The organism is Leptolyngbya sp. FACHB-261 (assembly GCF_014696065.1).
GTDB lineage: Bacteria > Cyanobacteriota > Cyanobacteriia > FACHB-261 > FACHB-261 > FACHB-261.
This window is the reverse complement of the sequence record NZ_JACJPL010000028.1, coordinates 19,903-43,532: the sequence shown is the minus strand read 5'-3', so window position 1 is coordinate 43,532 and position 23,630 is coordinate 19,903. Positions and strand designations below refer to the sequence as shown.

22 protein-coding genes are annotated in these 23,630 nt (G+C 51.1%); 16 read left to right on the top strand and 6 right to left on the bottom strand.

What is annotated here, in order from left to right:
* Positions 1-16 precede the first annotated feature (16 nt).
* The 7 genes from H6F94_RS24135 (at position 17) to H6F94_RS24105 (ending at position 7,019) form a co-directional block, all read left to right on the top strand.
* On the top strand, positions 17-2,671 hold the full coding sequence (locus H6F94_RS24135; RefSeq protein ID WP_190804834.1) for an MGH1-like glycoside hydrolase domain-containing protein: 2,655 nt from the start codon (positions 17-19) through the stop codon (positions 2,669-2,671).
* Positions 2,672-2,807: 136 nt separating this feature from the next.
* Entirely contained in the window at positions 2,808-3,101 is a 294-nt protein-coding gene (locus H6F94_RS24130) for a hypothetical protein (protein ID WP_190804833.1), read from the top strand.
* 128 nt (positions 3,102-3,229) lie between these two features.
* Positions 3,230-3,943: a diacylglycerol/polyprenol kinase family protein gene (locus H6F94_RS24125; protein ID WP_190804832.1), complete on the top strand. Its 714-nt coding sequence runs from the start codon at positions 3,230-3,232 to the stop codon at positions 3,941-3,943.
* A 299-nt stretch (positions 3,944-4,242) separates the two neighbouring features.
* Positions 4,243-4,395: a CGNR zinc finger domain-containing protein gene (locus H6F94_RS33640; protein WP_190804831.1), complete on the top strand. Its 153-nt coding sequence runs from the start codon at positions 4,243-4,245 to the stop codon at positions 4,393-4,395.
* An 88-nt stretch (positions 4,396-4,483) separates the two neighbouring features.
* Positions 4,484-5,119: a hypothetical protein gene (locus H6F94_RS24115; protein ID WP_190804830.1), complete on the top strand. Its 636-nt coding sequence runs from the start codon at positions 4,484-4,486 to the stop codon at positions 5,117-5,119.
* Between the two features lie 129 nt (positions 5,120-5,248).
* Positions 5,249-5,527: a hypothetical protein gene (locus H6F94_RS24110; RefSeq protein ID WP_190804829.1), complete on the top strand. Its 279-nt coding sequence runs from the start codon at positions 5,249-5,251 to the stop codon at positions 5,525-5,527.
* A gap of 565 nt (positions 5,528-6,092) precedes the next feature.
* The gene (locus H6F94_RS24105; protein WP_242041390.1) at positions 6,093-7,019 is read left to right on the top strand and encodes a glutathione S-transferase family protein; all 927 of its coding nucleotides are present in this window, start codon (positions 6,093-6,095) and stop codon (positions 7,017-7,019) included.
* Positions 7,020-7,095: 76 nt separating this feature from the next.
* On the opposite strand, the gene H6F94_RS24100 is transcribed toward H6F94_RS24105, so the two are convergent.
* The 3 genes from H6F94_RS24100 to H6F94_RS24090 form a co-directional block, all read right to left on the bottom strand.
* On the bottom strand, positions 7,096-7,722 hold the full coding sequence (locus H6F94_RS24100) for a rhomboid family intramembrane serine protease (protein WP_190804827.1): 627 nt from the start codon (positions 7,720-7,722) through the stop codon (positions 7,096-7,098).
* Positions 7,723-7,806: 84 nt separating this feature from the next.
* The gene (locus H6F94_RS24095) at positions 7,807-8,451 is read right to left on the bottom strand and encodes a pentapeptide repeat-containing protein (protein ID WP_190804826.1); all 645 of its coding nucleotides are present in this window, start codon (positions 8,449-8,451) and stop codon (positions 7,807-7,809) included.
* A 154-nt stretch (positions 8,452-8,605) separates the two neighbouring features.
* Entirely contained in the window at positions 8,606-10,414 is a 1,809-nt protein-coding gene (locus H6F94_RS24090) for an ABC transporter ATP-binding protein (protein WP_190804825.1), read from the bottom strand.
* 571 nt (positions 10,415-10,985) lie between these two features.
* Between H6F94_RS24090 and gvpJ (H6F94_RS24085) the strand changes: the two genes are divergently transcribed.
* The 5 genes from gvpJ (H6F94_RS24085) (at position 10,986) to gvpJ (H6F94_RS24065) (ending at position 14,085) form a co-directional block, all read left to right on the top strand.
* On the top strand, positions 10,986-11,204 hold the full coding sequence (gvpJ, locus tag H6F94_RS24085; RefSeq protein ID WP_190804824.1) for a gas vesicle structural protein GvpA: 219 nt from the start codon (positions 10,986-10,988) through the stop codon (positions 11,202-11,204).
* A 64-nt stretch (positions 11,205-11,268) separates the two neighbouring features.
* Positions 11,269-11,487: a gas vesicle structural protein GvpA gene (gvpJ, locus tag H6F94_RS24080; protein WP_190804824.1), complete on the top strand. Its 219-nt coding sequence runs from the start codon at positions 11,269-11,271 to the stop codon at positions 11,485-11,487.
* A gap of 99 nt (positions 11,488-11,586) precedes the next feature.
* On the top strand, positions 11,587-12,747 hold the full coding sequence (locus tag H6F94_RS24075) for a DNA recombination RmuC family protein (RefSeq protein ID WP_190804823.1): 1,161 nt from the start codon (positions 11,587-11,589) through the stop codon (positions 12,745-12,747).
* A 24-nt stretch (positions 12,748-12,771) separates the two neighbouring features.
* Positions 12,772-13,677, top strand: coding sequence for a gas vesicle protein GvpN (gene gvpN, locus H6F94_RS24070; RefSeq protein WP_190804822.1), 906 nt, complete (start codon positions 12,772-12,774; stop codon positions 13,675-13,677).
* An 18-nt stretch (positions 13,678-13,695) separates the two neighbouring features.
* Positions 13,696-14,085 carry a gas vesicle protein gene (gene gvpJ, locus H6F94_RS24065; protein ID WP_190804821.1) on the top strand — a complete coding sequence of 130 codons (390 nt, stop codon included), beginning with the start codon at positions 13,696-13,698 and terminating at the stop codon, positions 14,083-14,085.
* A gap of 95 nt (positions 14,086-14,180) precedes the next feature.
* On the opposite strand, the gene H6F94_RS24060 is transcribed toward gvpJ (H6F94_RS24065), so the two are convergent.
* On the bottom strand, positions 14,181-15,413 hold the full coding sequence (locus H6F94_RS24060) for a tetratricopeptide repeat protein (RefSeq protein ID WP_190804820.1): 1,233 nt from the start codon (positions 15,411-15,413) through the stop codon (positions 14,181-14,183).
* Positions 15,414-16,029: 616 nt separating this feature from the next.
* Between H6F94_RS24060 and H6F94_RS24055 the strand changes: the two genes are divergently transcribed.
* Positions 16,030-16,263, top strand: a complete 234-nt coding sequence (locus tag H6F94_RS24055; protein WP_190804819.1) for a hypothetical protein — start codon at positions 16,030-16,032, stop codon at positions 16,261-16,263.
* Between the two features lie 79 nt (positions 16,264-16,342).
* Here the strand turns inward: H6F94_RS24055 and H6F94_RS24050 are convergent, their stop codons facing one another.
* The gene (locus tag H6F94_RS24050; protein ID WP_190804818.1) at positions 16,343-16,963 is read right to left on the bottom strand and encodes a hypothetical protein; all 621 of its coding nucleotides are present in this window, start codon (positions 16,961-16,963) and stop codon (positions 16,343-16,345) included.
* A gap of 477 nt (positions 16,964-17,440) precedes the next feature.
* Here H6F94_RS24050 and H6F94_RS24045 point away from each other — a divergent pair, with 477 nt between their 5' ends.
* From H6F94_RS24045 to H6F94_RS24035, 3 genes are all read left to right on the top strand, one after another.
* Positions 17,441-17,911, top strand: a complete 471-nt coding sequence (locus H6F94_RS24045) for a hypothetical protein (RefSeq protein ID WP_190804817.1) — start codon at positions 17,441-17,443, stop codon at positions 17,909-17,911.
* Between the two features lie 523 nt (positions 17,912-18,434).
* A complete protein-coding gene (locus H6F94_RS24040; protein ID WP_190804816.1) occupies positions 18,435-19,094 on the top strand; it encodes a class I SAM-dependent methyltransferase in 660 nt (219 codons plus the stop codon).
* Between the two features lie 802 nt (positions 19,095-19,896).
* Positions 19,897-20,274, top strand: a complete 378-nt coding sequence (locus H6F94_RS24035; protein WP_190804815.1) for a hypothetical protein — start codon at positions 19,897-19,899, stop codon at positions 20,272-20,274.
* A gap of 354 nt (positions 20,275-20,628) precedes the next feature.
* Here H6F94_RS24035 and H6F94_RS24030 read toward each other — a convergent pair whose 3' ends face one another.
* Positions 20,629-23,574: a hypothetical protein gene (locus tag H6F94_RS24030; RefSeq protein WP_190804814.1), complete on the bottom strand. Its 2,946-nt coding sequence runs from the start codon at positions 23,572-23,574 to the stop codon at positions 20,629-20,631.
* Between the last annotated feature and the right edge of the window lie 56 nt (positions 23,575-23,630).

The window sequence follows — 23,630 nt, the reverse complement described above, 5'->3', positions numbered from 1 at the left end:
CTATAGAGGGGAAACGATGACTCCAGAAGAAGTAAGGCTACAGGAAGATCTCAACCGCGTTGCCTACTGGAAGCGCTGGGGACCCTACCTCAGTGAGCGGCAGTGGGGGACTGTGCGCGAAGATTACAGCCCTGATGGTTCTGCCTGGGATTTCTTTCCCCACGATCATGCCCGTTCTCGTGCTTATCGTTGGGGTGAGGATGGCATTGCTGGCATCTCCGATACTCATCAACGCTTGTGTTTTGCAATCGCTCTTTGGAATGGTGAAGATCCGATTCTTAAAGAGCGGCTATTTGGTCTAACAGGGAGTGAGGGAAATCACGGGGAGGATGTCAAAGAATATTACTTCTACCTGGACAACACACCCACCCACTCCTACATGAAATATCTGTATAAGTATCCACACCAATCATTCCCTTATGCCCAACTGCTAGAGGAGAATTGCCGTAGAGGCAAACAGGAACCGGAGTTTGAACTGATGGACACGGGCGTGTTCGATCAAGATCGCTATTTTGATGTCTTTGTTGAATATGCCAAAGGTTCTCCAGAAGATATTCTGATTCAGATCAATATTGTTAACCGGGGGGACGAAGCAAAAACTCTGCATTTACTGCCAACTCTCTGGTTCCGCAACATTTGGTCGTGGAGATTTGAGCCAGAGAAACCGCTTCTGAAAGTTTCAAAAACAGACACTCAGTCTCAGATGATTGAAGCTTATCATCCCACTTTGGGTACCCGTTGGCTGTATTGCCAAAATGCAGAAATGCAGGTTGATATGCCCTTGCTGTTCACAGAAAATGAAACGAATTGTGAACGCTTGTTTGGTACTAGCAGTGTCTCTAACTATGCCAAGGATGGAATTAACGATTATTTAGTCCAAGGGCAGAAAACAGCGGTGAATCCGGAGCAAACTGGCACGAAAGTTTCTCCGCACTATGTTTTGACCATCGCTGCCTATGAGACTAAAACGGTGCGCTTGAGACTCAGCGATGCTTCTGATCTAAGCGATCCGTTTGGTGATGAGTTTGATGCAACTTTACAATTGCGCCAGCGCGAAGCAGACGAATTTTATCACCGTATTACTCCTTTTCCGCTATCAGAAGATATGCGCAATGTTCAACGACAGGCTTTTGCAGGCATGTTGTGGAACAAACAGTTTTACTATTACGTAGTAGAAGATTGGCTCAATGGTGATCCTACCGGTCCACCACCGCCGGAGCCGCGTCAGAACGGTAGGAACTCCGACTGGCTGCACATCTTCAACGATGACATTCTCTCTATGCCTGATAAGTGGGAATACCCCTGGTTTGCTGCCTGGGATCTTGCCTTTCATCTCATTCCCTTGGCAATGATTGATCCAGACTTTGCCAAACGCCAACTCCAACGGCTCACACGGGAATGGTACATGCATCCTAATGGGCAATTGCCAGCCTATGAATGGGCATTGAGCGATGTCAATCCACCTGTGCAAGCATGGGCCGCTTGGCGCGTTTACAAGATGGAGCAAAAAATGTACGGTCGCAGCGATCGCAAGTTTTTGGAACGGGTGTTTCAAAAACTGCTGCTCAACTTTACCTGGTGGGTAAATCGCAAAGATGTTGGCGGCAAAAATATCTTCCAAGGCGGCTTTTTAGGACTGGATAACATCGGTGTGTTCGATCGCAGCTCACCACTGCCAAGGGGTGGTTACCTGGAGCAGGCAGATGCCACGAGTTGGATGGCGATGTACTGCATGAATATGCTGACAATTGCTGTGGAGTTAGCAGAAGCAGATTCAGTATACGAGGACATTGCCAGTAAATTCTTCGAACATTTTCTGCGCATTGCCAGTGCTATGGATGGCATTGGTAAAGATGCGCTTACCCTTTGGGATGAAGACGACGGATTTTATTACGACGCCATGAACTTTCCTGATGGCAAACACTGTTTGGTAAAGGTACGGTCAATCGTCGGGCTAATTCCTTTATTCGCTGTTGGCATTATGGAACCTGAGATGCTGGAAAAACTTTCAGGGTTCCGGCAACGAACCGAGTGGTTTATCCAAAATCGACATGACCTCACGAGTGGAATTGCTTGTATGCAGCGTGAAGGTGTGGCTGAGCGTAGGCTTCTGGCAATTCTTGACCGAGAAAAATTTCCCCGTATTCTAAGTCGGATGCTGGACGAAGCAGAATTTCTCAGTCCCTATGGCATCCGTGCTGTCTCCAAATTCCACGCTGAGCATCCCTACATCTTGAACGTAGATGGACAGGAGTATCGAGTTGATTACGAACCTGCCGAATCTAGCACCGCCTTGTTTGGTGGCAATTCTAACTGGCGAGGTCCCATTTGGTTTCCAATTAACTACTTAATCATCGAATCGCTGCATACATTCCACCAATATTTCGGCGATGACTACAAGGTGGAGTGCCCAACTGGCTCAGGTCAAATGATGACGCTTTTAGAGGTTGCAACAGAACTGGCTCACCGGCTCTCGCGCATCTTTCTACAAAATCCGTCAGGATTTAGACCTGTTTATGGCGGTAATCAGTTGTTTCAAACGGACCCCCACTGGCAGAACTTAATTCTCTTCCATGAGTACTTTCATGGAGACAACGGTACCGGATTAGGGGCAAGTCACCAAACGGGTTGGACAGGTCTAATTGCAGAACTTCTTCAGCAATGCGGATAGCATCAAGAAACCTCATCAAGTTGATGCAGTAGTCAATAGAAAAGGCATTGGTGTACACTTCTCCGCAGCACTAAAAAACTGATATCACCCAGTTTTGCAAGGGTTAGGGATTTTCGTAGTGGTAGGAAATTAAGGTATGACGAACAGCCCTGATCGAAGCATAGAGCAGGCCATGACCGTAGTCACTGAGCTAATCAGGGTTGCCCTAATTCACGAAAGACGGTTGCAGCAGCAGTCAAGTCAGATCGGAGAACTCAAGCTTACAGTCGAAATTCAGGCGAAAGAATCAGAACGGCTGGCTGACGCCATAAGGACGCAAGCTGAGCAGACGGGGGATTTGCAGGAGATTGCCCGCTTGCTATTGGGCAACGTGGCTGATTTAAGGGAACGGGTGGAGCGCTTGGAGAGCAACGGAGATAGTGCATCTTAGTACTTGCATAGAGACTTTGTCCTTAGTAGGCGAGATGCAAAAGTAGACGAGATGCAAAACCCTAGCCCTTACAACAGAGCTGAAACATTATTGGTGTTTGGATTGATGTCCAGATTAATGTCTAGGAGATGATGGCCAGCGATTGGTTCGGGCTTGCTGCCTCCTACATTTACTCTGCTGCCCTGCTCGCAGTTGGAGAGCTTCTACGCAAACTGGTTGGTCTTCAACCGAGGTTCACGCGCAAGATCATTCACATCGGAGCGGGTATGTGGGTTTTCGGCGTACTAGCCCTATTTCAACATTGGCAGCTTGGCATTTTGCCCTTCGCCACATTTATTGGCCTTAACTATCTCTTCTACCGCTACCGGCTGATTAGCGCCATGGACTCCGAGGACAGTTCTCCTGGCACGGTCTATTTTGCTTTATCTGTCACTCTGCTGTTTGGCCTACTATGGCGACCCGCAGGTCCTATAGACCAGGCACCCATTGCAACTGCTGGCGTGATGGCGATGACTTGGGGCGATGCCTTAGCTGCATTGATTGGCAGGAGTTATGGGCGACATCGCTACCAGGTCGGCCAAAGCGAACGGTCCTGGGAGGGCTCAGCAGCAATGTTCATCTCCAGTGCCGTGGCTATGGCCTGGGTACTGTTGGCGTTACCCGGCTCAGCCCTCTGCCCACTGGCCATCCCTGTAGAAACGGGGCGAGTGCTATTGGCTGCGCTGTTGGGGGCGAGTGCCGCAACCCTAGTTGAGGCTGTCTCCCCTCATGGAACAGACAACCTTAGTGTGCCGCTAGTCGCAGCAGGGGTGGTGTGGGTTGTGATCAGCAGAGGGGCATGATCTCAAGGGCATAACCTTGAATCGAAGCCTTGACCTCATTGCTAACCTATTGAGTTTGCTGGCCTATTGAGTTTGCTGAGTTGGGACGCTGGGCGGCAGATAGGTAGACAAGACGCCACAGGACCAGCCCAATGCAATTGCGGTAACTGCGGTTAGGAGAACGTTTTGCAGGAGTTTCAACGGAGTTGCTTGGAGTTGATGGGCTTCGCTTAATGTTGGGCAGCTACGAGGTAGCCTACGCAAACCAGCGAGATTTGTTCAAATAGGATCCGGAGCCAACATCAACAGATCCGGGCTGTTTGGCTTTTACTGGCTTGGGTCAAATAACTCTCTTGCGCTGCTGCGAAGGGGCAAACTGCACATTCTGGTTCCACGACCGAACCAAAAGCCACGCCCGCCGCTGGTGCAGTATGGCTATCTGCGGCAACCGGGCCAAGGCTACATCGCACTGAGCGTGCACGAAAGGAACGAAGACCTCATAGGCATTAAATAGCTCTTCTGCAAAAGGCTAGAGGTCTCTGCGTCATAGGAAGCGGACTCATGGTCAAACTAGAGGTATACCCCCTTAGAGATCTCAAGCGCATGGCCGAAATCGATCAAGAACCCAGAGTTGCCATTGAGGCTTACTTCCAGCACTGGTTGCCCTACATCGGAGCTGCCACAGGGATGCAAGCCATTCTGGGACCAGTGCTCTACGAATGTACGCCTGTCGCCTCGGTCGAGCTCCGAATCGAGGAAGCTAGAAGTAGAGGCAACACCTTTGCGGATCCAGACACAGACAGCCAGGGCAACAGCGGCATCTTCCTGGATGAAATTACTGTCGCCTTACAACTTCACAGCCCCAACGAGAGATTGAACCTGACTTTGGACTTCTTTACGCCAGATCAGGAAAATTGGCCCGATTGGGAGCCAGATGAGACTTACAAGGCTAGACTGCCCAAGCCGTATCGCAGAAGAAGTTCGACGCTTTCGGTCGAGCATGCTGTCAAGGGAGGAGAGGCCCCTCCACTCCTCTACTGTGACTGTGCTGGCAAGAGCCTTGAGTTCGAGTGGCTCCAGGGTGACCTCGACTCTTTTGACGCCCAAAGGTACGAAGCTCTCATGACTCAGGTTTGGGAAGTGCTGCCCGAGCGAGAGTTTGGGTTTCCTGAGCACTGGAAGTCTCTTCAGTTTTAAGGAAAGTATCAGAACTGAGCCCTCGCTGCTTTTTTGAGAAGCAATTCTATAAACTCAGCTGAAACATCTAACCTCTGTATTAGAGGAGAACTGGGGAACTTTAAAGAAGTAATCATTTTTGCTTTGCGTATGGAAGCCATTCTCTTTGACCCCGAACATCCTGATAACGAAGCAGTATGGACAGCATGGATTAGCCTTCGAGGTGAGCTAGTTGCCCGGCTTGAAGAATTAGGATGGCAGTCAGAAGTGCATTTTGCCGTACTACCCAATGGACGCATGAGCTTCTGTGAGAAGCTGCTCTTGTCTCTGCATAAAGAATTGCACCAAGAGTTCGGCTGTCTTACCTCCGTTGGCCTGATCTTTCGAGCACCAGAACTCGATGAAAGGTCTTGGACAAACCTCGACTGAGATGATATTCAGAGAGTTTATGCATGAGAGAACCCTCGTTTAGGGAGAGTTCTCTCATGCTCACAGAAACCCACGTTTCTCGTCTGAAAGGCAAACTCTAAATTCTGTCTAAACGTGATTCATATATTGATCTTGGGCCAGCTCAAGGCTGATCAAAAAGAGATTCACAATCTGAGGCTCAGGATCTCTTTTAGAGTATTGAATCATTGAGAACGTTATTAATTCAACTTCGAAAACTCTGCTCTAAATACCTCAATTGATTATTTAGCTAAAAATTTAGTTCGAGTCATTGTACTAGACAAAATCGCTTGTATGCCACAATTGAGAAAGTAGCTAAGATGCCAGAGATTACTTCTAGTCGGCTAGGAGACTAAACTTCGCGTCTTAGCTGCTTAATCCCTAGTCCTAGTGCACTGGTGCCATGCCGCAGCCCACACTTGCTTCGAAAGACGAAAATCTTGGGAGCTTGAAGTCCCAGTCGCCTGAACCCAAGAGAAAAGGCACGCTGCCTTCAAAGGTTATTATTCGGCTCGGCAAATTTGTCTGGACAACGCTCTGGCATCTAATGATGTCGAAACTGGCGCCGCGCAATCAAACGGGCGAGTACATTCGCCCCAGTAGCCAATTCAGGCAGGTTATTGGCACTGAGGCAATCAGCCCTTACCCAGCCACAACGGGGCGCTATACCCTCTATGTTGGGCTCAGTTGCCCCTGGGCGCATCGAACCCTGGTTGTGCGGGCCCTCAAAGGGCTTGAAGAGGCAATTGACGTTTCTATCGTCTCGCCCTCTCCACTAGAAGGGGGGTGGATCTGGAACCACGAAGAAGAAGGTTGTCGCAGCCTCGCTGAGTTGTACCAGTTGGCGGCACCAGGTTACAACGGGCGCTCCACGGTTCCTGTGCTCTGGGACAAACAGACCAAAACCATTGTCAATAACGAGAGTGCCGAGATTATCGTGATTCTGAACTCGGCCTTCAATGAGGTTGCTAAGCACCCCGATCTTGATCTATACCCCGAGGCTCTGCGGGAAAAGATTGACCAATGGAACGAAAAGATCTACCACGCTGTCAATAACGGTGTTTATCGTTGTGGTTTCGCCCAAACTCAGGAAGCATATGACCAAGCTTGCACTGAGTTGTTCACGACTCTTGATGCAATTGATGCTGCTCTAGCCACTAATCGATACCTGTGCGGGGAGCAAGTCACACTTGCGGATGTGCGTCTGTTCACCACTTTGTTCCGCTTCGATAGCGCTTATTACGGCCTCTTCAAATGCAACCGCCGCAGAATTCAAGACTATCAACACTTGGGTGCTTATCTGCGCGACCTCTATCAGCTTCCGGGCGTTGCTAATACCTGCGATTTGGAGAGTGTCAAGAAAGACTACTACGGCAACTTATTTCCCCTCAATCCGAGCGGCATTATTCCTGCTGGCCCAGACATGACTAACTTACTGGAAGCACATGGTCGAGACAGGGTTGGTTCGGCGTAACAATGACCCCAGGGCTATCGATTTCAGGAAACTAGTCTATCTGTATAAAACCTCAATAGTTTTAGAACCCAAAAAACTATAGAAATCGTGCAAAATACTGCTGTAACTCGGGTAAAAAACGAGCAGCTAGACCTCCGCCGATAAAGCCAAATAGATGGCCCTGCCACGACTTTCCCCGTTGATTGGGCAAGACACCCCAAATCAAACTACCGTAAAGCAAACCTGCGGCCACTGCAAAAGCAATTGCTAATGGGCTCTGCTCAAAATAACCGCGCAACAGCAAAAATCCCAAATAGCCAAACACCAGACCACTCGCGCCGATGTGATTGGAGTTAGATGCTCCCAATAGCCAAACACCTAGGCCGCTCACTAACCAGACAACAGGTGTGGCAATCCAGAAGTCGTTCAAGTCCCGCAGCATGATGAACCAGCCCAAAACCAGTAGAGGGGGCGTGTTGGCTGCTAGGTGACCTAAATCGCCATGCAAAAAAGGGGCAAACAAAATTCCCCGTAGACCAACTACTCGGCGGGGCCGAATGCCATAGCGGTTAAGCGCTCCTCGCAACAGCAGTGAGTCAACGATTTCTAAAACCCATAGGACGGCAACAAACCCGCCAAGAATTTTGGCTTGAGTTTTGAAAACTTCAGGGATGCTAGCCGCAATGGTGTCAGGAGAAATCTGAACTAGTTCGTAACTGCTCATCTTCTAGCCTTCGACTTCTCCTGCAGCTGATGGGCGGCTGATGGGCGGTTAAGGTGGTGAGGAGCTAGCTCAAACTCAGTTGGATTACCAATGAATGGTTCCGTCCGGCATGATCGTGCCGCTCAGGCAAGCGCCGCTCAAATTAGTATTGCTCAGGTCAGCACCACTGAGGTCAGCGCCACCAAGATATGCCTCGCTCAAGTCAGCACCAGCCAAGCGAGCTTCACTCAAATTGGCCTCGCTCAGGCTGGCACCACTGAGCTTTGCCCGACTCAGGTCGGCTCGGCGAAGATTAGCGCCAGCTAGACCTGCGCCACTAAGATAGGCATCGCTCAGGTCAGCACTGCTAAAATCGGTGTCGGTTAAGTCTGCGCCCATTAGGTACGCTCCCGCTAAGTTGGCGCTACAGCCATAGGCGCGGCTCAAAGAGACTTCGGTTAATTTAGCCTGGTTTAGGCGTGCTCGGCCCAGGTAAACCTCGCTCAGACAGGCTCCAGTCAGATTGGCACTGCTCAAACAAGCGTTGCCCAGATCGGCACCGCTTAGGTCTGCCTTGCTCAAATTGACACCGGCCAGATTGGCTTCAGTTAAAAAGGCTCCCCTCAAATTGGCTTCGCTCAAGTAAGCGCCACTGAGGTCGGTTGCGCTGAGTTCTGCACCAGAGAGGTCAGCACTTCGGAAGTTCCGCTCTCCTGCCGCATACCGTCTTAACAGTTCTTCAGCTTGCATGTCCCCATAGTTGACTCGCCTCACCTGGATCGTCAAGAGCTGAGGAGGCTACGCCACACGAGTTGAGTAGCCGCGCTAGAAGAATTACCCATCCAAGAATTACCTGCTCAAGAACTTAGCCCATCCTTAAACCCCAAACGAAACAATACCTTCACTACTGACCTAACATTTGCAATTTATAAAGGCTGGCATAAAGGCCGCCCTTCTCTAACAACTCTCGATGATTGCCCGATTCGGCTAATTGCCCTTGCTTGAGTACTAAAATCCGATCGACGTTGCGAATTGTAGAGAGACGGTGGGCAATGATAATAGCCGTGCGGCCCTCCAGCAGTTTTTCTAGCGCCTCTTGCACCAGAACCTCAGTACCAACATCGAGGCTTGCTGTTGCCTCATCTAGCACTAGAATCCGAGGGTTACGAACTGCAGCGCGGGCGAAGGCCAGCAATTGCTTCTGCCCGCCCGAGAGGTTACTGCCTCGCTCTCGCACAGGTGTGAGGTAACCATTAGGCAGACGACGAATAAAGCCGTCTACGTTCATGCGCTGAGCGGCTGCCTGCACTTCTTCTAGGGAGTAAGGTTCGCCCAAGGCAATGTTGTCTTTAATGTCACCCGTGAACAAAAAGCCATCCTGGAGAATTACACCAACATGGCTGCGTAGCTCGGTCTGAGTAATGTCGCGCACATCAACGCCATCGATTAGTACACGGCCCTTAGTGGCTTCGTAGAGGCGTCCCAGTAAACGAATAATTGAGCTCTTGCCAGCCCCCGTTGGTCCGACTAGAGCAACCTTCTCGCCAGGACGGATCGTGAAGTCTAGATCCTTCAAGATGTAGTCTTCATCCTTATAAGCGAACCAAACATGCTCAAACCGAATCTCACCTCGACCCTCCGCAGGCAATGAGCGAGGTCTCTCCGGGTCCCGGATCTCAATCGGTTCATGCAGAATGCCATTGATCCGCTCAACGGCAGTGAAGCCTGCCTGGATAGTCGTGAACTTCTCCGCAAGCTGGCGCAGTGGGTTAAACAGACGCTGCGAGAACAGGACAAAGGCTGAGAGCGTGCCGAAGGTCAAGCCACCTACAGTGCCCGAGGCGTTGCCGTTAATGACCTGTAGTCCGCCTACCCACAGCACCCCAGCAATAGCAGCCAGCCCAACCCACTCCAAGGTGGCTGACACCGCTGAGTCGTGAAAAATTGTCTTATCAACTTCCCGGACATAGCGCTCATTGATTTGATGAAACTGGCGAGCATTGAAGCGTTCTCGGCGGAAGATCTGTACCACTCCGACGCCCAAAATATTTTCCTGAAGCACCGAGTTCAGCGTGGACAGTTCCTCCCGTGCTTTGTAGTTGGCTTTGCGGTACTGCTGCTGGAAGTAAAGGATCACGCCTGTCACTGGCAACAGCATCACCGTCAGCAACAGAGCTAGGTCCCAGCGCAGGCTGAACATTGTGATCGCAATTACAACCAACGAAAATAGGTCCGATACGATACCTACCGCACCTGTGGCAAAGACATCGCCTAGCGCCTCCACGTCACTAGTCAAGCGCGTGATCAGCCGTCCCACAGGAGTACGGTCAAAGAAATTTGAAGAGAGGGATAGGACATGGGCAAAGAGGTCTTCCCGGATGGCGGCGGTAATCTGCTGCCCGACCTTTTGCACCAAATAGCCCTGCACCGACTGAAACGCCAGTTGCACCAGAACTGTCACAGCCAACAGTATGGCCAACCCATTCAGCCCTGCCAGGTCATGGTTCTTAATCGGACCATCAATCGCTCTCTGCACCAGCAATGGTTGAATCGCCCCAGCCACTGACAGAGGCACCAACAGAATCAAAGAGATTAGTAGCAGGCGTCGGCTTTTGCGAGCATAAGGCCAGATGTCGAGCAGGAGCCGCCAGTCACTCCTACTAGGTCGCAGGTCTCTGGTAGGGGTTTTTTTGGAGGTTGTGGAAACGGACATGGCAGGGCAACTCAAACATCAGGCTCGTTATTTACTGTATGTCTGTTCCCTGTCCTCGTATCCTTGCTTCAGGCCCAAGCCATACTCGAATCCAGTTCAGGCGTGCTAACCAGCCTGTCTCGGACTGTATCTGTCAGGTCAGAAGCAGGCACGTCACCCAGGATTTCTGCAATTAGGATTCCTGCAACTGGGGTTCCTGCAACTCTGGGGGGTTTCTAGCGTCATATCCTCAGAGGCAAATCTCGCACTCGTGAAGCGGAAAGACCCTACAAGTCATACAGTAGAAATCCGGAAAATTTCCAAGACTTAAAGCTGCTTTTAATTAACTGTGCATTAACTTAACTGATCTTTTACAAGCCGCATCTTACTAGCTTTTATAGAAGGCGCAGGCCTAGATTATTCATGCTTTTAAGGCAAAATCCGCATACTAATACGAAATTAAAATCTTAAGCTATTGCGTTAGTTCTTAGAAAACCGGGGGAATGCTACCTAGAGAACTGAGTTAAATATCACGTCGAGACACCGTGCATTTACCTCAGTTCCAGAGCTCACAAATACTTCGGAGATGATCATGGCTGTTGAAAAAGTAAACTCCTCCTCTAGCCTTGCAGAAGTTATCGACCGCATTCTTGACAAAGGAATTGTTGTTGATGCTTGGGTCCGTGTTTCTTTAGTTGGTATCGAACTACTGGCTATTGAGGCCCGTGTTGTTGTTGCTTCTGTCGAAACCTACTTGAAGTACGCCGAAGCCGTTGGCCTCACCGCCACTGCTGCTGCCCCTGCTGCTTAATTGCAGCTCGTACAGTACTCGACCCGTTCTAACTCGCCCCTTACAATCATCCTCCGGAGACATCATGGCTGTTGAAAAAGTAAACTCCTCCTCTAGCCTTGCAGAAGTTATCGACCGCATTCTTGACAAAGGAATTGTTGTTGATGCTTGGGTCCGTGTTTCTTTAGTTGGTATCGAACTACTGGCTATTGAGGCCCGTGTTGTCGTTGCTTCTGTCGAAACCTACTTGAAGTACGCCGAAGCCGTTGGCCTCACCGCCACTGCTGCTGCCCCTGCTGCTTAAAAGATTTTGCGTAGGGGTATATAAACCAATACCCCTACGTTTCTTTTCTTTTTACTCTCACAGACGTAACTCTACATGCACTATTTGGGGTAAAGGGCCATGACTTCTCTGGCGCAAAAGTGGGCAGAAGCCCGCAAACAGCGACAGGCAGAACTTCAGGCGATGTTTGAGGCATCCCGTGCTCAACGGCTTCAGGAACACGCTGAGTTCCTAGCCAATGCCGCTCAGGATCAGGTCGAACGGGCTGCTGAGGCTAGCTGCCGATCTATTACGGTGGAGACATTTCTACAACAAACTGAGGAGCATCGTCTGGCCCAAGCTGCTACTGCTGCGGCTGAACGACGTGCTTTTATTGAATCTTTAGCATTCACAGCTAGTGACTTGCTTGCCCAATTTACAGCTAACCGTGCCGAGGTCGCTGAGCAACTCGCCGCGCAACTCGCTCAGTTTCACGCAGCTCTATCAACTGAAACGGCTGAACTGCTTTCTCGCTTCAGTTCCACCCGTTCAGAGATGGCTGAGCAGTTGAGCCAGCAACTGGCTCAATTTCACCAGTTATTGCAGCAGGATGTCATTGCCTTCCGGCTTCAAGTTGAACAGCAGCGTTTGGGGGATTTTGCTCAATTCATCGTTGCCTTACAGGAACGGGTCAGCGAACTTAAGCAAGAAACTCAAGCGTTCTTGGTGATGAGCGCCCAAGAGCGTCAAGAGCGAGCCCAGCAGATCCAGCAGATGCTGAACGAGTGCCAGCAAATGCTAGTCCTCTATCGCGAGCGCCGGGTAGCAGCCTTCCAACTGTTCCGCGAAGAGATGGGAATCTTTCGAACTGCTTTGCATGAGAGCATTTGGGGTGAGGCAACTAGCCCGACAGTTGGAGCCAGCAATGGTCATCCCACTAACGGCCACAGCAATGGCGGCAGCAGCGCCCGATTCGCTAGCAGCGAGACCAGTGGTTTCGAAGAGCTATCAATGGCTGAGCTGTCCCGGTCTTCACTGCCAATAACCATCACCTCAAACCTGAGCCGAACCGAAGATCTCCAACAGACTCCGGTAGCCACTTCCCAGATCCGAGAATTTGTGCACAACTTCATTTCCCGTCTGGAGAGTGAAGTGTCTTTGCTGCAAGTCGTCGGTAACCGCGAATTGGTCCGTGATTTGCTGGCTCAAGGATCCAAAGAGCTGCGCGTAGACCCCTTTGAAATCCTGATCGTTCTGCGGCAGATGGTCAATCCCGAAGAAGTTACGATTTCCAGTCCCTAAGCAGCCAAGGCGCTTTATTTACTCATGGCAACTGTGCTTCAGGCGCGTCCGCGTCAATTCGTCAACACTGCCTTCACCGATAGCATCTGCCGTCGGGCGCTGCGTTACTTGCAATCAGGCTTTGCAGTCCATCTTCGGGGTCCTGCTGGGACGGGCAAGACCACAATCGCGATGCATCTAGCCGGATTGATGGGTCGCCCCATGATGTTGCTGTACGGTGATGACGACCTAAATTCCTCTGACCTGATCGGTGGGCAGTCGGGTTACACCCGCAAGCGCGTTGTTGATAACTACATTCACTCGGTAGTGAAGGTAGAAGATGACATGCGCCACAAGTGGGTAGATTCCCGTTTAACTCTGGCTGCACGGGAAGGCTTCACACTGGTCTACGACGAATTCAACCGCTCGCGTCCTGAAGCCAATAACGTCTTGCTGAGCGTTTTGGAAGAAAGGCTGCTGGTTCTACCACCCAATAGCAATCAGTCAGAATATGTGCGCGTTGATCAAAACTTCCGAGCAATCTTCACGTCGAATCCTGAAGATTATTGTGGAGCGCACAAAACCCAAGATGCGCTGCTAGACCGGATGATCACCATTGATATCGGTCTGCCTGATCTAGATACAGAGCGAGCAATCCTGGTGACGCGAGTGGGTCTAACCACCACGGAAGCGCTGAAGATTGCCCATCTAATCCGCGCCTATCGTCAGAAGTTCGATGGAGTTAAGGCTGGTGCAGGCCAATCGCAACCGTCTTCTCTGCGAACCTGCCTCATGATTGGGCGGATCGCCAAAGAGCACGAGATCATTATCTCGGGCAAAAATGACGATTTCCGTCACCTGTGCGAGGATGTGTTGCTCTCTCGCTACAGTTTGGGGAACTTTGAGGATGCCAAAGAAGTTTTGAGCAACCTGCTCGATCAACTGCCGTAATTTGTCTTCGGTGCCCCCATGCCTGCCTCTACTCTCCCCAATACCCCTGCCCCCCGTCCTGGCAGCCCTCTGAAGACCGCAACCAGCGCCTCTAGCCTCGCCGATATCCTTGAGCGGGTTCTGGATAAAGGCATTGTGATTGCTGGGGATGTCACGATTTCGGTAGGCCAAGTTGAGTTACTCAGCATCCGTATCCGGTTGTTGATCTCCTCAGTTGATAAAGCTCGAGAGATCGGCATTAACTGGTGGGAGTCAGACCCGCACCTGAGCTCCCGGGCTCAAGAGTTGGTTCAGACAAACCAACAACTCTTGGCTCGCATTGATAGCCTTGAGCGTAGATTGGCTGAGTCCCAAGTCCCGGAACCAAAGCCGTCCCTGGCTGAACCCGAACGGTTTGCCCAAGATTGAGGTTCTATGCCCTCTTGCTCCTTCTCCTACCTGCTGATACGTCGGCAGGTTTTTTGGTGCCAATGATTTTGTAGCTCTAAGAACTTAGGGCGGACTTAGGGTTGGTCCTGAGCTGCCTGCACTCGGGCAATTCGGTCGCGCAGAGGGGCCAGACGATGATTGCCAAAACTCTGAGCAATATCAAGTCCCTGCTGGTAGGCGGCAAGAGCAGGGGTGTACTGCTCCTGGGCAGCGTATAGATCCCCAAGGGCTGCATAGGTGTCTAGCAGGCCTAAGCGGTTATCGGATTGCTGTTGCACTTGGAGCAGCAGATTGTAAGCTCTAAGCGCTTGCGGGTAGTTCTTCTGGCCGCTGTAAAGTTGGGCTAGCTGGGCCAAACTCTCGCTGGCGCGGTAGAACTGGCTAAGCGAGCGAGACAGTGCGAAGGCTTCCTGGTAAGTTTGCAGGGCTTGATCGGGTTGATCAAGTGCCAGGTAGTCTTCTGCTAGGCGAATTTGTAAAGGCGGCAGTTGTGCTAAGTCCTGGCGTTGCTGATAGAGGGCGACTAAAGCTTGCCGCACAACCAAACCTCGACGATGATCGTCAAGCTCACTATAAGAATGCTCTAGCTCCCTGAGGGTAGCTAACTCGCCAACTGAATCCTGACCACGGAGCAACTGGAGCAACTGCTCGTTGGCAGCAGCCGACTCAGCAAACCGAAAACTAGCGTTATTTAATCGGCCTAGAGCTGTGAGACTGGCAATCTCTCCAGCTCGGTTGCCTCTAGCTCGTTGCTGAGCCAGTAAGCGCTCATGAACAGCAATCGCAGGCAAGGCTAGAACCATCTGCTCATAGGCACTAGCAATAGCCCGAAGTGTGTTTAGCCCTAAGGGTGGCCCCTGTTGATCAGCTTGGGTGAGCAGCTGTTGGAGTCCTTGAGACGCAAACTGAAGCTGGACGCTTTGCTGAGCTTGTCTAGCGGTTACACCAATGCGGCCTAGTGTGTTGGCTACTGCTGTGCGGTCACCAATGCGGTGACGAATAGCCAGTTCCTCTCGCCAGGTTGTGAAAGCAGTGGTGGTATTTTTCGCTCGCACCTGGGCAGTTCCCAAGCCCTGAAGGCGCTCAGCTTGTTCTCTAAGAGCCCTCAACTCCAGTGGACTAAGACTCCGAGCAACAGGTAGGACGTCAGGAGGATAGTTCGGACTGGGATTGGGCGGAACGTAGACCGGCGGCAGAGGCTCAGGATGGACGGGGTGTTTCCGTACTGGTACGGGGTCAGCAAGAGTAACCGAGGCAAGAGGCGCAAGCAGGATCCAAGTAACCAGGACAGCAAGGGAGAAGCGCATAGAGCATTGTCAGGGGGCGCGGTTCCAGAATAACGTGTGGCTTGCCAACTCGGAACGACTCGAATCTCACAGCGTGAGGCTGAGCTCCTCACTTCTGGGTCCAGAAAATTCTAATAGCCTGTCAATTCCCCAAAATAGGGAAATTTACTTATTCTCAAACTTGCATCTACCGGTAGACTGATCTCTAAATGGCTCAGGTCAGCTGTTACCTCCAGAGCTGGAACCCATTGCTGTCCCTCGAGTGTTTCGGTGCTCGATGCCCACTTGGACCACCCTAAGCTCCTGAGCATTCGGTCAACTCTGTTCTCTGTGAAGTTTCAGGAGCCCCTATGTCTGCCCTCATCCTAATTGTTTTGGTCGGCACCAGCTTGGTAATGGCCAGCGACCGATTGCTCAAGGACAACGGCATGTAGCCGTCTCGAGGATTTCAAGGCTTGGCAGGATGCTGCTCTCACTGGTTCACCTTGAGTTCTCCTAAAGCTGTCTAAGAATGTCTAAGAATTTAGGTGTTTACCAGTGGGAGCAGTGCTTATTGAGTGGCTGACCAATCTATGCTGGCCCTCACAAAGTGGGGTTGGGCCAGCTGACCATCCAGTACTGAATCAGAGAGTAGAGCATGTCTTCCCCTTTGCCTGATGATTGCCAAAAGCTGAGCTATCGGTTCACTGACGAAGTGCAGTATCGCCGTTATCTGACCTACCGCAAGACGTCCTTGAGCCGTCGCCTTTTATGGGCAGCAGGTGTCATTGTTCTCACTACCTTGACTTTTGGTTTGGGCTATTACCTAGGCACTTCGGCGAAGCAGAACTCCTACGTTGCTACACCCCCACAATCGGATGTCCTACGCTAACTAACGTGAAAGCCCCTTCCCTAGCTTTGTGTGGAGAGGTCAGGGAAGGGACTGGATTGAACAGATTGGATGCTCTAGTCTAACGGCTGTAGAGCGTGATGGTCGTTTCGGGTCTGATGACCACGATGCGCTCAGCAGTAACATTGCCCGTTACGACCCCAGCTGCTGCGCCACCTAGAATGCTGCCTAGACTGGGGCGATTGCCAAAGATGGCACCGATCGCTGCACCGCCAGCAGCACCAATCGCTGCATCACCCGCAATGGCACCAGCGGAGGTATCGCGAGGGTCTTTGACATCTGCAATCACGTCAGAAGTTGCATCAAGACGGTAGCTACGACCATTAATCTCGACTTCGCGAGCAACGTAGCGCAGACCACCCCGAGCAGGTTCAAAGCGGCCCCGAATCGTTGACCCTGCTGGAATACTGGTGCCCCCAAACGTACTGCCGATCCGAATCGCCTGACGTACCCGCAAGTTGTAATCGTAGCTGCGGTTGTTATTGAGGTAGAGGGTTTTGTCCTCAGTGCTAGCGGTGCGAATCGGTGTACCCCGGCTGAGTTCCAAGTCAAAGCGACTTTGGGCTTGCGCCGCCATTGGCAATACGATGGGCGAGCTGCCTAAGAGTACAGAACTTGCGATCAACACTAAGATCCGACGGGTCAGAGAGGCTTGACGACCGGAGGAATTGGTAGCGTACATAGCACAGAGCAGTTAACGATACTCCAGCATGACGCTAAAAATTCACCTTGGGTTCCTCTAAGTGGTTCGCCCATCCGGATGATTTGCCTATACTGAGACCCAAGTGAAATTGGTCAGAGTTTGCCCCAAGGACAACTATTACCTCAAAATAGTTTGCCCCGGTCAGTTGACCGGGGCAAGTAATTTAAAGTGCTAGCTAGCGGTTTTTATGCGGGAGTTTATGCGAGAGATTTAATGTCTTTATTCTGGCTTGAAACTTGGCTATGCCCTAGGGGGAATCTACTCTCTTCTGATGGGTAGGCCTACGCATGTTTTGTTGAGATATGTTTCAGAGTCTGTGCTTGATAGGCTATCGAGCAGCGAAGAGAATAAAAGGTTGGCCAACCTTTTATTCTCTTCGCTGCTCGAAACTATCTTTGTCTGTAGATTCTCTCAGTTCTGAGGCTTGTTCATTTGCTTTACAGGAGAAATAACAAAGTGTTCAGTATTTCACGCTCTTGCTTGCTCGTTGTGTTGTTCATTCTTGTTAATGGAACTAATGGATGTGCTCTTAACAAGGATGATACTCGCTCTTCTAATGACGCTACAAGCTCTCCCACTAACTCACCGCCGGCAAGCTCGATCGCCTGTACAGGTATATTTGCATGGTCAACGGTTAAAGTCGTTGACTCGCAAAATAAAGCAGTGGAGGGAATGCAATTGACCACAACCAATGGACAGACAGGGCGAGTCTATAAACTCAGCCCAGAAACGTACTTAGGGAATGGAGTTTACGTGATATTTAATGATGCCTTCCGCGACGAGGTTCGACAAAAGTTAGTGCGGGTTAACGTGATGGGGCAGAAAGGCACAGCATCATTTAAGGAGACATTTGTTTTCGGAACTGATGCAGCAGGTTGTCATATTCAAAAACGTTCTGGTCCCAATACAATTGTATTGCCGCAGTAAATACACGAGTTATAATCAATAATATTGTTTCTGAAAGGGGTATTCACTGTTAATAATCTGTATTTGTTCTGTATAAGTAATTGGAACTCAAAAATAATTTAAAGACCTTACCCAACTAATCTCCTGATCTCTCAACTTGCACTGAGGGTATCCCTGCACTGATGCCGTTAGGTTAGTGGCATCTGTCCATGCCTTCAAGCCTGAAGCCAACCAACCCAGCTGAAGAAAGTGAACAATTCGTCTGGGAGATCCCGACCCTGATATCCTAGCTGGTAACCAATGAGGTAAGGATCTTTAAGCATCATGGTCTGAAGAATGACTTGACTGGCAAAACCAAGGTGCCGAGATAGCCTCTGTTTTTCCAGGCCAAAAGGTGATCACTTTTTACTCAACTTCTACAAAAAAGCTCAAAAATCTTTTGGGCTATGTAGGGTTATGATTTTCGCCGCTATTCAGGTCTTATAAGTCATGCTCATCTGAATCGGATCATTTAAACATACTTTGACCAAGGGGAGAGCAGACAATGCAAGATTACCAAGTAAAATTTGAGACTATTACTATCGGTAACGTAGACTTCCGAATCCGGTCACTTCAGGATTCTCAACAATTTTCAGACCCAGATGGAGAGGCGGAAAAGCTTGGCATTTCATCTGCCCTTTGGCCGCTATTTGGGCTTGTTTGGCCGGCAGGTCTGGTTCTTGCAGAAATTATGAGTAGTTTTCCCGTAGCAGGGAAACGGGTTTTAGAAATTGGATGTGGCCTTGCTTTGGCCAGTATCGTGGTCCATCAACGTGGGGCAGATATCACGGCCAGTGATCATCACCCCATGGCGAAATCCTTTTTAGCAGAAAACGTAGCTCTCAATAATTTCTCCCCTATCAATTTTCAGGCAGGTGACTGGTCTACACAAAACCCCTTACTCAAAAAGTTTGACCTCATCATCGGTAGCGACGTGTTGTACGAACAGAATCATCCTGGTCTCTTATCAAAATTTATTGATCTCCACTCTAATGAGCAGGTGGAGGTGATGATTGTAGATCCTGACCGCGGCAATCACGCAAAGTTCAGCCGAGAGATGGTCGCACTCGGGTATTCGCATACAACACACAGGTGTGATGCCCAAGAAATACGAGGTCTGCCTTTTAAAGGACGAATTTTGAATTATCAGCGCCAAGCGGGGTGAGGCAGCTCCCTAAAGCCATGCGGCCATCTGAACCAAGGTGTCTCCTTTCAAGACATCCTCAAACCGTTCACCTGTTGCATTCAATAATTGGGATTCGGGCTTTGACTGCTTGAGCCAGTTTTGCCTTCCTCAAAGCGGTCAAGAGTCGGGATAGCACTGCCAGATCGACGTAACATGTAACAGAGCCTCAGGGCTCTGAATGTTTGGTTAGCATGTCGTCGTTTTGAGGGCCTCAGTGATGGAGCCGCTTCTCCTGCTACAGCACCCAGAGAGCTTTAGTTTTGACTCTGGCTGGTGGGTTGAGAATCCCGACCTTGGGAGCCTGACTAAACCTCTGGCACTTCCCCTGATGCTTACGGCGGTTCTCTTACCTACATGGTCTCGTAGCGCCCCTCAAGCCGCGCCACAAAGACCGCCGCAAGCTCAGGCATCCGCAACAAGAGCAGCTCATAGGGTCGCCTCCCCCATAAATCGCTCGGAGCGCAGCAGCTTCGGAAGTGGTGTGAGAAGAACAGAGGAACTGCGGCCCGCTCTGATCACGCCTCCTCCAGTGGTCAAGGTTAGAGAAGCCATCTCGATGAGGCCGAGTCCCGAGTCAAGTTCTGATTCGAGTGATAGGCTAAGCGACCAGCTAAACAGTGATGGTCAGCCTGTCGAGGCTCAGCTGGAGTCAACCGCTACTCCCAGCTCTATTGCTGACGGTGCTTCTGGCTCTGAATCAGTCGATTTGCTAGCTGTGGAGGTCAACAAGGCAAGCACAGAGACACAAGCAGACTCTCTGCCTGTCGTTGGTAGAACTTTTGTGTTTGAAAAACCAGTGCCAAACCGTTTGAACTCTGAAGCAGAGATGGGAGAAAGCCAAGTAGTTCCTCAAGCTAACGGAACTATCCGCGTGGGAGAACCGGTCTCTCCTAGCCTAAGGATTGGTGGTGAAAGTAGACAGCTTGAGGCAGTTATTGGAATTGAAACAGGAGTTCCGGCTAGCTCAGGTGTTGTTAGTCCAACTGTTAATCAAGGTGTTGTTGAGCAACATGTAACAGTACAACCACTTTCTGCTTCTGCTGTAGATAGAGACAGTAAAGTTGAGTCAGCTTTCCAATCCGTTCCAGGTGCTGCTGGTGGAGACAATGAAAATAGTACCAGCGTGCAAAACAGCAATTGGCCACGCTTCAGCCGCTAGCTAGCTCTTTGTCTCTGACATTGACACCATATCAGGCTTATTCAGGCATGCTTGCTTCAGCCTACCCAGCCTTTATGCTGACCTCGCTAGTCAAGCAAATATCGCCTGCATTCTCTTGCTAAAGGTCCTTTCGCAGGAGCTGAGTGAGAGAACCGAATTCCAGCCTGAAAAACTCCTACCACTGAAACTAGCAAAAACCCCTAGCACTGTAGCACTAGGGGTTAAGATTTCGTAGAGTATGCCTTACTGCTACTTTTGTAACGTTTAGGGGATGAGAGGTCATCTCCCTGAAGGTTCTGTGATCAAGGCTACTGGACAGTAACAGCTAGAACAGAACCTTCAAGTGAAAGCAGTTTAGGCAAGAGGAGCGAAGTCAGCGGAGTTAATTGTGCTGAAATCTACGTCCTTGAGCATTGCTACCAATTGGCCTGTGCTCTCGACAGCGATGAAGGTGTCTTTTAGGTTAACGCCAGTGCCTTGAGTAATTTTCAGCTGATCAAAGGTGAGCGTGCCTGCTAGAGAGAGCATGTCCTGACCGTTCTTAAAGTCGAAGACCATGTCGCCTCCTTGGCCAGCAGCCAATACGAACAAGTCATTGCCAGCACCGCCAGTCAGTTGATCTTTGCCAGCACCGCCTATGAGACGGTCGTTGCCAGCGCCACCAACGAGCTGATCATTGCTAGCACCACCGTCTAACTGGTCGTTCCCAGTGTCTCCAACGAGGCGATCATTGCCAGCACCGCCAAGGAGAGTGTCGTTGCCGCCGCCACCTAGAATGAAATCTTGGCCTCCATCGCCTTGTAGGTAGTCATCACCCGCAGCACCCTCAAGACGGTCGTTACCCGCGCCACCGAAGAGTTGGTCATTGCCAAATCCACCAAGCAGACGGTCATTGCCCGCACCGCCGAGGAGTTGATCGTCACCCGCCTCACCCATGAGGGTATCGTTACTGGCATCGCCGCTCAGCTTGTCATTGCCAAGCCCACCGTTTAGACGGTCGTTGCCAGCGCCGCCAAAGAGCCGGTCATTGCCACCAAAGCCATTGAGGATGTCGTTTTGCCCGAATCCACGGATGACGTCGGCGTTGGAGGTGCCACGTAGTAGGTCTTTGCGCCCTGTTCCTAAAATGACGTTCTCAACCGTCAGGTCAAAGATGTCGCTGGCACTGGCGCTGGAGGAATCAGTAGCAGTGACCTTGACGCTGAAGGTAGCACCATTACCAGCGGTGGGAGGAGTGCCACTGAAGGTACGGGTTGTTGCATTGAAGCTCAGCCAGCTTGGTAAAGCACCGCCATTTGAAAGGGTAGCTGTGTAGGCAAGGCTATCACCGTTAGCATCTGCGAAGCTGTTGCTGGGAAGAACAAAGTTGAATACTGTTCCTTCCTCTACTGCTTGATCGGCAATTGGATTGGCAATAGTTGGGACGCTATTGGAAATGCCAGGATTTCCAGAACCATTAGCACCGCTAATACCACCATTACCACCGGTACTGCCTGTTCCAGTTCCACCACTACCACCGGTACTACCAGTTCCACCTGAGCCACCAGGAGTCGAGCCACCGTTACTGCCGGTCCCATTACCTGCTACGCCATCGACTACACCACCGACAACACCACCGATAGTTCCGCCAGTTCCACCTGAGCCACCAGGAGTCGAACCACCCGTTACACCACCGACGACACCGTCAACAACGCCACCGGGAGTCGAACCACCCGTTACACCACCGACGACGCCATCAACGACACCACCAGGAGTCGAACCACCCGTTACACCACCGACGACGCCATCAACGACACCACCAGGAGTGGAACCACCGGTCACACCACCAACAACACCATCGACAACACCACCAGGAGTGGAACCACCGGTTACACCACCAACAACACCATCAACGACACCACCAGGAGTGGAACCACCGGTCACACCACCGACGACACCATCAACGACACCACCAGGAGTCGAACCACCCGTTACGCCGCCGACGACACCGCCAACGACGCCAGTCACGCCATCAACGACACCACCAGGAGTCGAACCACCGGTTACGCCACCGACGACGCCATCGACAACGCCGCCAGGAGTGGAACCACCGGTCACACCACCAACGACACCATCAACGACACCACCAGGAGTCGAACCACCGGTCACACCACCGACGACACCACCGACGACACCACCAGGAGTCGAACCACCCGTTACACCACCAACGACACCGCCAACGACGCCAGTCACGCCATCAACAACACCACCAGGAGTGGAACCACCCGTTACACCACCGATAACACCATCAACAACACCGCCAGGAGTCGAACCACCGGTTACGCCATCAACGACACCGCCAACGACGCCGGTTACGCCATCAACGACACCACCAACTGCACTGCCAGGGGTCGAACCACCAGTCACGGCATCGACTGCTCCAGTAGCACCACCGGTTACGCCATCAACAACACCACCAGGAGTCGAACCACCGGTTACGCCGCCGACGACACCGCCAACGGCGCCAGTTACGCCATCAACGACACCACCAGGGGTCGAACCACCAGTCACAGCGTCAACTGCACCGCCAACGACGCCAGTTACCGCATCAACGACGCCACCGACTGCACTGCCAGGGGTTGAACCACCAGTCACGGCATCGACTGCTCCAGTAGCGCCACCGGTTACACCATCAACTACGCCACCGACTGCACTGCCGGGAGTGGAACCCCCAGTTACAGCATCAACGACACCGCCAACGACGCCTACTGAATTATCAACAGGACCGGTGACCACACCTGTTGAGACGCCAGTCTCAGGTGTAATACCAATACCACCAGTTAGAGAGTCAATAGCACCAGTTACACCACCGATTACCTCACCCGTCGCACCCGTTGCTCCTCCTACTAAAGAGGTAACGGCACCCACTACACCACTAGTTGCATTACCTGTATTAGGAACGACTTGCTGGGCTACAGAGTCAACTGCACTGGTAGTACCGCTGGTTAAGCCACTGGCTTCAGTTGTGGCGCTTCCTATTGTGTTGATAGCTGTATTGACAACTCCGCTGCCTACAGCATCTACAGCACCAATTGTGCTGGTGCTGTTATTTGGCAGATTTGTAGCAGTGGTTATCGTACTACCAAGAATATTTGAGGTGGCTGCAACAACAGGCTCGACAGCAACACTGCTCGTTGATAAATCGGCACTGATATTTGCTGAGGTAGTAACAGTCGCACCCGAGGTAGAGACAGTGTTAGTAGAACTCAGGTTAGAAGCACCGGTGGAGATATTTTGAACAGAATTGCTGAGTAGCGTCATGATGACTAGTGCTGTGCTTAGTAAGTGAGTGTTTTAGGTAATCGAACGGTTCACCA